A 12,037-nucleotide genomic window follows, 5' to 3' on the forward strand; every position below is an offset into this window, starting at 1 on the left:
GTTGAACTGAAGAATCAACAGCATCAGACAGTCAACTGCCTAAAACATAACTTTAATTTACAATCTTTGTTGTAATTGATTTTGTTCCTCACGTGCGTAATTCCTATCTATCTTAATACTTTTCTAAGCCGTTTAAAAAATAGTCTAACTTAATAGTCCCGTTCTCATTGCTCTTTTCTTTTAAGGCCAATTGAACATTCACGTCCCATAATGAAAAACAGACATCGGGAGGGATATGAATGGCATATCTTTATATATTACAAGTGACTTTGTATAGCTGATGAGCTAGTCCGGGTAGCCCGGCGTTACCTGTAACCCGAAATCGCCGATACGCGGGGGACGAAGCCAATGGAAGATGCGTCGAAGAGACTCCAGCCTGGAATCTCAACGGAGAAGCCCCGTCCTGCTGGGATGGTGCAGGTATGCGGGTTTGCTGGAGAGCAGGTCTTCATACCCTAACTGCAGAAACCGGTCGAGGCCCGGAAGGGAGCAGACTTACTGTGGGCAACTATCGCTTGCGGGGCTGCGGGGTGGAGAAGAGGTTCCAGTCTCCTGGTATCTCCAAGATTCAACGACCTGAGGTGTGCTCATCGCTTTACACAAAATGATTCAGAATAGATCAGGTGATTCAGTTTTATAGCATAACTATTATTGAATAGTTTCTGTGAAACCCTTTCCCTGGAAAAGATTAAATACATAAAATGCGTTTAAGGGGACGCGCTTCTTGAAGTCCTTTGTGACGAGATAGCCAAGCCCGGTATGGCGCGGGATTGCTAATCCCGTGATGTTCTGCATCCCGGGGGTTCGAGTCCCCCTCTCGTCGTTCTTTTTAATTTTTTATGAGTTTAGTTTTTTATGAATTTAGTTTTTTATGAGTCTCGTTTTTGGATGTTCACAAAAAGCCTATACAGATTACGTAACAGCCCAAGCTGCAAAGGAAATTACCACCAGGATTGAGCAGAACACTCAAGAACTTCTTTAATCACAGTACTCAACACTATGGAATTTCGAAAACAAAAACAAATAAGATTTTTTGGCTGAATGGACTTTTTCTCCTGCCAATTTCCTGTTTCTTTCAGTTTTTTGCTTTAGTTTATTCTTTGTTTTGACCTATTATTTTTAAGAATTTTGCACCAGATATTCATGTCTTCAAATCCATTTCCAATCTTGCAGTTGTTAACTAGCCTACCTGTGTAAGCATAGCCAAGAGAAGCAAAAGCTGCGTTTATTCCTGGAGATAAAGCCCTACAGAGAGTATAGGAGCTCCTGAAACCTCTTCTTGAAAGTTCCATTTCCAGGGCTTTGATGAGCTCTTTTATCAATCCTTTTCCCCTCTCGGAAGGAATTGTCAGACAGTCGGTTATTTCGGCACACTTATTTGTTGGATCCATTTCTGCCGAAGCAAGGCTCAAGATTGTTCCTTGCTTTTCCGCAAGGAAATAGAGAACATTAGAGTCCATAGTTTTTAGAAGATAACTTTTCATGTGCAAAGGAGTGGGATAAAACTTAAACTCCTGCCTGTAAAGAGTTGCCATTGCTGAGGCATCAGCCTGGACCGCAGACTTGAGCCTGTACTCTTCTGGAAGCCCGAGATTCTCTGTTTGTTTTCTTATGCTCTCATTTTTTTGGGGATCATCCAGTTTTTTCAGTTTTCTTCCGGTAATTATTACTTTTCTGAGACAGCTTTCAATTATCCGGTCTTCGTTCCCTTTATTAGAAGAAACTCCTCTGGAAGTTTCGGGGTAACTTGAGAAAACATGGCAGTCTTTTCCTGCATAGTACCCATTAATGGTTCCTTCCTCTACATATCCACAGGTTTCAATCTCTTTTATGTTTTCCAGAGGCGCATATACAATAATCTTCCCAATTTTTTCTACTTTGGCAACGATTTTGAGAATTCCTGAAATTTTCTCAAAAACCCCGATAAAATTCATAACTTTTATTCTGCTGTTGTAGTAATCAATTACAATCTCAGCTTTTGATTCATCGATCTCCAGATTTATCTTTTTCCAGTATCCCGCCAGTTCTTCTTTAATTTCAAGAATAAAGGGAAGGTTTTTTTCCATATTTGTTCCTCCTTACGTTTTTAAAGTTTTTTTACTTGAGGAGATTTTTCTGGTTTATTTCCTTCACTCTTTTCTTTAGAAACGATTTTTTCTTTCGAGGCTTTCGGGCTCGAGAGCGATGATGTCATTTTCTTCGTCATATAGTTTTGCAATGCCGGTGTCACTTTTAAGCCCTGGATGCTGATCGCAGATCAAACAGGATTGCTGGCACTCCCAGGAATAAGCTTCAGGTTCTGGGTACATACAGATCACCCCTTCGTAATTTCTAAGGACAACTCCTGTGTCCGAGGTTGAGATCAGGTAATTAGGACCTACAGGAATTTTTCCTCCTCCTCCAGGGGCGTCAACAACAAAAGTAGGAACTGCAAGGCCCGATGTATGTCCTCTAAGCATCTCAATAATTTCTATTCCCCTCGCAACTGAGGTCCTGAAATGCTCCAGCCCAAAGGAAAGGTCGCACTGATAAAGGTAATAAGGTCTAGTTTTTATCTTCAGGAGTTCGTGGCAAAGTTTTTTAATTATCATCGGACAGTCATTAACTCCCCTGAGGAGTACGGACTGATTACCAAGAGGAACTCCGGCTTTTGCTAGCATTCTCATTGCCTTTTTAGCTTCCGGGGTAATCTCTTTTGGGTGATTAAAATGGGTATTGAGCCAGACTGAAGGATATTTTTCAAGAATTTCACATAATTCAGGGGTTATGCGCTGAGGGAGAGTTACAGGAACCCTTGAACCTAACCTTACTATTTCCACATGAGAAATGTCAAAGAGCTCTCCCAGGAGCCAGTCTAGCCTTTCATCGGAAACGAGCAGGGCATCTCCTCCCGAAAGCAGGACATCCCTTATTTCAGAATGTTCCCTGATATACTCGATCCCTTCTCGGATTACCGTTTCAGGGTAGTCGTACTCTCGGTTTCCAACCCTTCGCTTGCGGGTACAGTGTCTGCAATACATCCCACAGCGGTTTGAAATGAGGAAAAGCACCCTGTCAGGATATCTGTGGGTTATACAGCTCTCTTCAGAAGGAGAATCCTTATCTTCACATAGGGGATCTTCGAGTTCCCAGGAGGATTTTTTAAGTTCGGCTGAACTGGGTACAGCCTGCATTCGGATGGGACAGTTAGGATCTTCCGGATCGATAAGAGAAGCATAATAAGGAGATATCGCCATGGGAAAAACTTCAAGCGCTTTTTTAATATATTCTTTCTCAGTATCTGGTAACTGAATCAATTTTTCAAGTTTTTCTACAGTCTCAATTCTATGCCTGTACTGCCAGTTCCAGTCTGAAAATTCTTCATCAGATGCATTAAAACAGTTCATAATCTTAGATTTCACATTTAAACCTCAGTAAAAGCTGAAAGAAAAATTGTAGGACAAACTTTCAGAGTACAATAAAATGAACTCTGTTCTAGCAAATTAAATTCCTCTTTTTTCAGCTTATTTAGAGAAATATGTCATGAATTTGTTAATATTCCTATTAAACAAATATATTAAATACTTTTTTGTCTAATAGAGTTTTAATAATCCTTTTTTTTCGAAAAAAAACTTAAAAATATCTTTTTATTTAAGGTTTTTTTTGATTTTACACTTTCTAATTGTTTCATTTTCTTTTAAAAATTCATATTTTATAGGATTTCCTTTTTTCCTTCTTTTAAAGAGGGTATATATGTATAAAGAAACAGAAAAGTAATTGATTCTTTTTTTAGTAGTTTCAGGAAAGTAACAGGGCTTTCAAAGAGGAATAAAGGCTAGATTAAGTTTTTAACTTTTTACTAGACTTTGTTTTAAGCTATGAAGACTAAAAATAGTTTTAAAATCCCCGTATGCTTATTTTTGTCTTGTTTATGCAAATATATCCCGCATAATTCTTTAATTTACTAAAACATCTCATGTTTTCAAAATACCTACCATACCTTTTTATTTGTTAAGATAGCTAAGTCATACTCTCGCGTTATATTTAGTATGTTCCTGTTTTTTCTCAAAGGCTCAAGTCAATGAAATTTATATTATTTAAAAAATCATTATATATTGATGGCAACGAATCTTTTAACCGACCTTCTGATCATCTTCGGACTTTCTATTCCTGTAGTTTTTACTTTCTCAAAATTAAAAATAGCTCCACTGATTGGTTTTCTACTTGCAGGTATTCTTGCCGGACCTTTTGGTTTTGGACTTATTCGAGAGATCGAAAACATCGAATTTTTGGCTGAAATCGGAGTCGTACTCCTGCTTTTTACCATAGGTATAGAGTTTTCACTGCGCGACCTTTTACAGCTTCGCAGAATCGTAATTTTTGGAGGTGGTTTGCAGCTTTCCATAACTTCAGTTATCGTTGCTCTTATATTTCTCTGGTTTGGAAATTCAAGAGAATCTTCAATTTTCCTCGGACTTTTAGTAGCGTTAAGCAGCACTGCAATTGTCCTTAAACTCTTACAGGAAAAAGGAGAAATCTATAGTCTTCACGGGCGTACTTCCTTAGGAATACTGATTTTTCAGGATATCGCAGCAGTGATAATTATTCTCTTAATCCCGGTCCTCGCAGGTACCCCAGGAACTGAAAAGTCCTTTTTAGAGCTTATCCTGCAGGGCCTCGGGCTCATTGTGTTCACCTTTCTAAGCGCCAGGTACGTCGTTCCTTTTATCATGTACCATGTGGCAAAGACAAGAAATAACGAGCTTTTTCTCCTATGCGTTATAGTAATAGGGCTTTCCGTCGCATGGTTGACTTCCATTGTCGGGCTATCTCTGGCACTGGGAGCTTTTCTTGCTGGCCTGATCATCTCGGAGTCTGAATATTCGGTTCAGGCCCTTGGGAATATAATTCCATTCAGGGACATGTTCATGAGTATTTTTTTCATTTCGATAGGAATGTTGCTTGATCTCGATATATTAAGAGAACACTTACTCTTGATCCTGGTTGCTACCCTGGCTGTGCTGCTCCTGAAAGTTTTAGTAAACAGTTTGAGCACCTTTCTCATAGGTTTTCCTTTGCATACAATGATTCTGGTTGGATTTTCTCTTTCACAGGTTGGAGAATTTTCCTTTATTCTTGCAAAAGTAGGTCTTGCAAATGGATTGGTTTCTTCTCTAATGTATCAGGAATTTCTGGATGTAGCAGTGCTTTCTATGGTACTTACCCCTCTGCTTATGAGTATAGGGTATAGAACTACGACTTTTGTTGATTCGCTGCCTTTCCCTCCAGTATTAAAACAGGGCTGGTACAGTAAATTTAAAGAAAAAGAATATGAAGAGAAACCTGAAAACCATGTAATTATAGTAGGATTTGGGATAAACGGTAAAAATGTCGTGACTGCTGCAAAGGAAGCTTCAATTCCCTACATAGTAATTGATATGAATCCTGAAGTAGTAAGGATAGAGAAACAGAGAGAAGAGCATATTTTTTACGGTGATGCTGCTCAGAGTGCTGTGCTGGAACATGCCGGCATTTATACTGCGAAATCCGTTGTTGTGACCGCAGGTGATCCTCCGAGTACCAAGAGGATAATTGAAGCTGCTCGCAGGCTGAACCCTCAAATTCACATTATTGCCAGAACACATTTCCTGCGCGAGCTGGATAAATTTTATGATTTTGGAGCAGATGAGGTCATTTCTGATGAATTTGAAAGTTCAATAGAGCTTTTCACAAGGGTACTTCACAGATACCTGGTTCCCAGCAGTGAAATCAATTCCATGACTTCAACATTACGTGCAGACCATTATAAGATGCTTCGAAATCCTAGCATTCGCAGGAAAAAATTCTGCGACTTAGCTCTCGATTTTGCAGATGTAGAAATCCGGAGTATCAGGGTTGGAAAGCTCTCCAAAGGTGCAGGAGTTACTCTTGGAGAACTAAATCTTCGGAAGAATTATGGAGTGTCTGCACTTGCAATCTCACGCAGTCATAAAATCATTCCCGGGCCGGAAGCTGAAACTAAAATTCTTGCTGATGATATTCTGCTTGTGATCAGCCCACCGGAAAATTTCGATGAGGTTAGAAAGCTTTTTGAGAATAGTAAAGAATAACTATTCTCTTTTACTCCTTTTTTATATATCGGTTATAAAAATTCTCAAGTCTTTAGTTGGGAAATAAGCGTTAACTTATGCTTATAATTCCTTTGTAGCCGATATAGCAGTTGCTGTTAGAATGAAGGATCGTCTATAGAATTCCTTTCTGTAATTACAGGACAAATCATGAGCCATAATTTTAACAGTAAGCTTGATGAATAAGTAAAACAGTGGTTTCTATTAAGGGAGAAAGAATTATGAAAAACTCAATGGAAAAAAACTGATGAAAAACTCTTAGAGGAATTTAACCAAAAAACATACATGATATTCTTCGAATAACAGCCCCAAAAATAACAGATTTGAAGATGGGAGGCTCTAAAGTGTTTGAAATACTTCTTGACATTCCCGCTCAAGCCTTTTTGAAAATGACAGACGAAATGACTTACTTCAGAGTTAAAGAAATTCTTGACGAGCTTACCCTCGATCCAGTCCCACAACGAGCAAAAAGAATAATTGAGAGTAAGGAAAAGCTTTTCAGACTGCGGTCCAGGCATTTAAGGCTGCTTTATAGAATTAATTATGAGAACCAGACCCTTGTAGTCATAATGATTGAGCCTGTAAATCGTATGTATCATTGAAGAGAATAAGAATTTAAACTCTATAGCCATTAAGTGCTACAGCAGGAAATTAGAAAAAGTATGATCAGGCAAACACAAAATATAATTTCAATGTCTCTTATGAAATTATCTTTCATAGTTAATAATATGCAAGACTAGTATAAATTATTTTGCAGGTTTGCTTTATAATGCATAGACTTTTCGATAAACTACAAAAACTTTTTAATTTTTAGATTAAAGTTTTAAATTATAGATAAAAGTTTTAATTCTTAGATTAGATTCTTTAATTTTAGATTAAATTTCTGATTTTTATATAATTCTTCAGATATAGCACGACAGCTTAGAATATAGTTTATAACAAAGTGGGACTAAACATTGTGACCTATTAAAAACTTAGTTTGACTATTTTCCCACTTTCCACAAAGGTCCTTTCAATTTTCATAATTTTTCATGCTATCGTTTTTTCTGAAAATAGCCCTGGTTACTCAAACATGTATTTTTGAAATTTTCCAGAATTTTCGACCTTTTCGTCTTCATTGAAAACTTCTAACAAACATTTCCCGAAGCTTCGGTTTAGATGACAACTGCAAGTTTTTGGATAATACCCCAAAAAAATAAAGAGAAAGATATTATATTTATGATAAAATTTACGAAAATTCAGCGTAACCGCCTTTTATTACTTTCTTTTATGCAGAATACAGATAGCAGGCTAACAACCCCACAAATTATTTCAAATCCAGGAGTTTTTTTGCTTTCTTTTTCAGGAGTGCTTGTCTCATTTTTCTGCCCAGACGTCTGCTTAACATTTGCTACCGTCGTTTCATTTTCTTGTTTAAGGATCTGAGTGTTATTTTCGAGTTGTGTTACACTTAAATTCACAACAGAAGTTACTGGCTGTTCTAAGTCGAGTTTTAATATCTCAATACCATTATTGGAATTGGCTACATAGATACTATCGCCGGAAATTGAAACGTCCAAAATTCCCCAGGGAGACTCGAATCCTCCTTCTACAATTGGGGAAGAAGAATTGCTGATATTAACAATCACAAGACCAGAATTAGCAATATAGGCGTAATTACCTGAAACTGAAATGTCCTTACAAATGCCAATATGGCGGCTTTCGCTTCCTTTGCGAATTGGAGAAGAAGGATTACTGATATCAAAAATCACAAGACCATCGGAATCTTCAACTAAATAAACGTAATTGCCGGAAACTGCAACGCAGTCAGCATATCCAGTTTCGTACTTTCCTTTAAGGATCGGAGAAGAAGGATTGCTAATATCAAAAACCAAAAAACCATTATCACCATCAGCTACATAGGCATAATCGCCTGAAACTGCAACACTACGAGCACGTCCGGCGGTATTATACTTTCTTTTGATATTTGGAGAAAAGGGATGACTTATATCAACAATCTCAAGACCTTCTTCACCAACAGCTAAATAGACATAATTGCCTGAAACTGCAACATCTTCAGCAGATCCTTCAATAGTGCAACTTCCTTTTCGAATTGGAGAAGAAGGATTGCTGATATCAACAATCTCAAGATCACTAAATCCGGTTACATAGGCATAATTGCCTGAAACTGCAACATCCGTAGAAAAATCCTCAGGACCACAACTTCCCTTAAAAATAGGGGACGAAGGGTTGCTGATATCAATAATCGCAAGACCCATAATACCGGCAGCTACATAAGCGTAATTACCTGAAACTTCTATATTGTCAGCATATCCAACCGTATCGTAGCTTCCTTTAAGAATTGGAGAAGAGGGACGCTTTATATCAATAATCTCAAGACCACGATATACGGTTATGTAGGCGTAATTACCTGAAACTACTATACCATCAATGTCTACATCATTGTAACTTCCTTTGAGAGCTGGAGAAGAGGGATTGCTAATATCAAAAACCAAAAGACCCTTAGTAAAATCGGCCGCATAGGCGTACTTGCCTGAAACTGCAACACCATAAACACTTCCAGAGGTATAGTACTTTCCTTTAAATGTTGGAGAAGAAGGATTGCTAGTATCAACAATCACAAGACCATTATCACCATCAGCGACGTAGGTGTAATTGCCTGAAACTGCAACACTACAAGCAATTCCACGGGTATCGCAGTTTCCTTTAAGGATTGGAGAAGAAGGATTGCTAATATCAACAACCAAGAGACCATTATCACCAGCAGTTAAATAGGCGTAATTACCGGAAATTGCTACACTGCAAGCATATCCAGAAGTATTGTAATTTCCTTTAAGGATTGGAGAAGAAGAATTGCTAATATCGATAATGTCAAGACCATTATAGTCATCAGCTACATAGGCGTAATTGCCGGAAATTGCTAGATTGCTAGCGTATCCAGGCGTATCGTAGCTTCCTTTAAGGATTGGAGAAGAAGGATTGCTAACATCAACAATCACAATACCGTCATTACCAACAGCTACATAGGCATAATTGCCAGAAATTTTTACTCCAGATACTAAGTTTTTTGTCGTAACCCGGCCCACTGAAACAGGTGAAGAAGGATTAGCAACATCCAGTATCACAAGATCCTGGCCTTGCCCGATGTAAGCGTAATTGCCAACAACATCAACGGTTTCTATATATCCTCCGAAGTGTCCCACAGGTTTCACTTTAACTTCAGGAACGGATGCTGCCCCAGCAATTGTTACTGTAATTGTTATCAACAAAACAACAAATATAAATGGATAAATTATTTGTCTATTTATTCCCATTAATAATACTCCCTGCTCTCCAATCGATATTCCAGATATATACAAAAATACCACCCATTTTCTCAATAGGGCAGTAACTTAAACATGCATTCTGCTTTTAATGGATAATATTAGACAAACTGGTAAATAAATTCTACATCTGTGCACAATATCTGCAAAAAGTGAATTTTTGTACGTTTTTAACTTGCTCTCTAATGACTCTCTACTTTCTACCCATCCAATCTTGAAATTTTATTTCTTTTACTTTTCATACTTATCTAATTCTCTCCTCTATCAGCTCGTATTCTTTTGTTCTGAACTACTCTTCAATAACTTTATATAATGTAAGTATCTATTTACCATATGTAAAGATGATTTTACATATTGTATACAAATGAATTCAATTTGTTTCTAAAACTGTACATCAGGACGTTACAAATAAAATTTGGACTTAAACTGAAAAAATGTACTTAAGGGAGTTACGCAGATGAAGCAGAAACACTTTCGGATAATTATGTTCCTGATTGTAATGTTAATGGGATCAGGTTCAAGTATTTCTATTTTAGTAGGAAGTCCAGCACTTGCCATAAGCGTTTTCTTAGCAGGAATAACTGTGATATATCTTTTGAAAAACAGAGTGGAAGAAGTTGTGGAAGATGAACGTGTTCACCAAATTAGCCAGAAAGCCTCCTGGATTACCTTTCAAATAGTAATACTTAGTTTCGCTCTTGGAGGAACAACTCTTATAGCAATGAGAAACACTTATCCAGGCTATACTAATCTTGGTTTTTTCATGGCACACATAAGTTGTGCAATTATGGTGCTTTATGGTTTGCTTTATATGTATTACAACAGGGAATATGGTGGTTGAGCAGAAAGTCAAATTGCGTCTTGTAGGGACAATAAAACCAGGTTTTATACAGAGAGCTGGTGAGTAGAGCCTGGTAAAATGAGATTTCATTAATTTCAGAACCACCCATACTATCCCAAAACATACATCCTGTCCCAAAAAGAAATATTTCAGTTACAGTTTCTCAACTGACTTATCTAAGTTGAGAAATCTTCGCAACGGACACCCTTTAAATTTTACTTAATAAAATATGGAGCCTGAGATGAAGAACAACATTAAAGTTTACAGGGCAATGAACGACCTTACTCAGGAAAGCCTGGCTGAAAAAGTAGGGGTGACAAGGCAAACCATACATGCAATTGAAAAAGGAAAATATGATCCCTCCCTTGAACTTGCATTCAAGCTTGCCGGGCTTTTTGGCGTCCGCATTGAGGATATTTTCCTCTATGAAGACCGTGAAGCCAGAAATTCAGAAAGAAAAGGTTGATTCGCTTAATTATAAGATAAAGGATTTACTGGTTTAATATTGAGAAATTTTAAGGGAAAATTTCCCAGATCGTTTTGAATTTGATTCTTATAGCATGAAAATGCTGACATCTGCAAGCAGTTTTATTGGTTGTGCATGTTATTCAAAGAATATCATGTTTGTTTTCATTGAAAGCCAGGCTTATGAGATATTTCCAGATAAACTTAGCTTTCCCGGATTCCCTGAACAAGTAAACCCGGAGAAAAGAAGCCATATAACCATGTTTTTATTTCCGGAAAAACGAGAACTGAGAACTATACAGGCTCTGGGATAAGTAAGCTGATTTTCCTTGCACAAATTAACGGCATCGGACTCCAAAAAGCAATTTTAGTTTCTAAATATATTTATATGAAATGAAAAGATAGTTACAATTAACGGACATCTGTGGATGGACAGACCGCCAGTTTCTGTCATCAAAAAACTAACAAGTAAATAAACAAGTTACAAAGAAAATAAGAAGGAGCAAAAATCTATGATGCAATCGTTTATCGTGGAACACTATCTCAACAAGGATGTAGATGTTTACTGCGGCGGGCCTGACGTATTCAGAGGAAATGTAAAAGCCTGTGCCGATAACGTTTTGACACTCAACAGCCAGGGAAAACTTACCCATATAGCCATTGACAAAATAATAGCTCTCTGGGTCCAATAAGCTCAAAGTTTCATATTCCAATTACTCCTTATAGAGGACAAATCAACTAAGGAAAGATCTTGGGGATCTTCTCCTAAATCTGATTAAAACTGGAAAGCACTCTGGAAGCTGGATTAGTGTCCGGGTTTTTCGGGAAATAAAGGCCATTCAAATTAGCGACCCAGAGTTTGATACATGAAAAAATACCGAGGTGCAAAGAAATGCAGCCGTTTATAGTAGAACACCTTTTAGGCGAAGTCGTAGATGTTTACTGCGGGGGCCCTGATGTATTTAACGGAAGAGTAGAAGCCTGCGCAGACAACGTGCTCACTCTCGAGCAGAATGAAAAGTACACGCACATAGCAATCGACAAGATAATAGCCATTTGGCCCGCTTAACTGATACAAACAGTTCGTCAAATAAAAAGGGTACTGAATCCTGGGCATATCAGTATTGTACGTAATGAGTCCTGAGGTATTGAATCCTGAGGTATTGAATCCTGAGGTATTGAATCCTGAGGTATTGAATCCTGAGGTATTGAATCCTGAGGTATTGAATCCTGAGGTATTGAATCCTGAGGTATTGAATCCTGAGGTATTGAACCCTGGGAAAGTTCCGAAGCTTTAATAC

The 12,037-nt window shown here is 37.8% G+C and carries 11 protein-coding genes, 1 tRNA gene and 1 other RNA gene; 10 read left to right on the top strand and 3 right to left on the bottom strand.

Going from position 1 to position 12,037, the window contains the following annotated elements; all coding sequences use genetic code 11:
- Positions 1–278: 278 nt before the first annotated feature.
- Positions 279–593, top strand: an RNA gene (gene ffs, locus FXW07_RS14080) — signal recognition particle sRNA.
- Between the two features lie 145 nt (positions 594–738).
- A tRNA-Ser gene (locus FXW07_RS14085) sits at positions 739–823 on the top strand.
- A gap of 265 nt (positions 824–1,088) precedes the next feature.
- Here the strand turns inward: FXW07_RS14085 and ablB are convergent.
- Both ablB and ablA read right to left on the bottom strand, forming a co-directional pair.
- Positions 1,089–2,066, bottom strand: a complete 978-nt coding sequence (gene ablB, locus FXW07_RS14090) for a putative beta-lysine N-acetyltransferase (RefSeq protein ID WP_229395975.1) — start codon at positions 2,064–2,066, stop codon at positions 1,089–1,091.
- A 75-nt stretch (positions 2,067–2,141) separates the two neighbouring features.
- A complete protein-coding gene (gene ablA, locus FXW07_RS14095; RefSeq protein ID WP_229395976.1) occupies positions 2,142–3,401 on the bottom strand; it encodes a lysine 2,3-aminomutase in 1,260 nt (419 codons plus the stop codon).
- Positions 3,402–4,097: 696 nt separating this feature from the next.
- Between ablA and FXW07_RS14100 the strand changes: the two genes are divergently transcribed.
- Both FXW07_RS14100 and FXW07_RS14105 read left to right on the top strand, forming a co-directional pair.
- Positions 4,098–6,089 carry a cation:proton antiporter gene (locus tag FXW07_RS14100; protein WP_229395977.1) on the top strand — a complete coding sequence of 664 codons (1,992 nt, stop codon included), beginning with the start codon at positions 4,098–4,100 and terminating at the stop codon, positions 6,087–6,089.
- Positions 6,090–6,451: 362 nt separating this feature from the next.
- A complete protein-coding gene (locus FXW07_RS14105; protein ID WP_156151136.1) occupies positions 6,452–6,709 on the top strand; it encodes a hypothetical protein in 258 nt (85 codons plus the stop codon).
- 636 nt (positions 6,710–7,345) lie between these two features.
- On the opposite strand, the gene FXW07_RS14110 is transcribed toward FXW07_RS14105, so the two are convergent.
- On the bottom strand, positions 7,346–9,421 hold the full coding sequence (locus FXW07_RS14110) for a hypothetical protein (RefSeq protein ID WP_229395978.1): 2,076 nt from the start codon (positions 9,419–9,421) through the stop codon (positions 7,346–7,348).
- 466 nt (positions 9,422–9,887) lie between these two features.
- On the opposite strand from FXW07_RS14110, the gene FXW07_RS14115 reads away from it, so the two are divergent.
- The 6 genes from FXW07_RS14115 (at position 9,888) to FXW07_RS14140 (ending at position 12,034) form a co-directional block, all read left to right on the top strand.
- Complete coding sequence (locus FXW07_RS14115) at positions 9,888–10,271, top strand: DUF2178 domain-containing protein (protein ID WP_229395979.1); 384 nt, start codon at positions 9,888–9,890, stop codon at positions 10,269–10,271.
- 241 nt (positions 10,272–10,512) lie between these two features.
- Positions 10,513–10,737, top strand: coding sequence for a helix-turn-helix transcriptional regulator (locus FXW07_RS14120; protein ID WP_229395980.1), 225 nt, complete (start codon positions 10,513–10,515; stop codon positions 10,735–10,737).
- A 94-nt stretch (positions 10,738–10,831) separates the two neighbouring features.
- On the top strand, positions 10,832–11,050 hold the full coding sequence (locus FXW07_RS14125; RefSeq protein WP_048122999.1) for a hypothetical protein: 219 nt from the start codon (positions 10,832–10,834) through the stop codon (positions 11,048–11,050).
- Between the two features lie 198 nt (positions 11,051–11,248).
- On the top strand, positions 11,249–11,428 hold the full coding sequence (locus tag FXW07_RS14130; RefSeq protein ID WP_048123001.1) for an MM0924 family protein: 180 nt from the start codon (positions 11,249–11,251) through the stop codon (positions 11,426–11,428).
- Positions 11,429–11,628: 200 nt separating this feature from the next.
- The gene (locus FXW07_RS14135; protein WP_197078787.1) at positions 11,629–11,805 is read left to right on the top strand and encodes an MM0924 family protein; all 177 of its coding nucleotides are present in this window, start codon (positions 11,629–11,631) and stop codon (positions 11,803–11,805) included.
- A gap of 64 nt (positions 11,806–11,869) precedes the next feature.
- A complete protein-coding gene (locus tag FXW07_RS14140) occupies positions 11,870–12,034 on the top strand; it encodes a hypothetical protein (protein ID WP_229395981.1) in 165 nt (54 codons plus the stop codon).
- Positions 12,035–12,037 lie beyond the last annotated feature (3 nt).

It is taken from the genome of Methanosarcina sp. DH1, assembly GCF_020804205.1.
In the GTDB taxonomy this organism is placed as follows: Archaea; Halobacteriota; Methanosarcinia; order Methanosarcinales; family Methanosarcinaceae; genus Methanosarcina; species Methanosarcina vacuolata.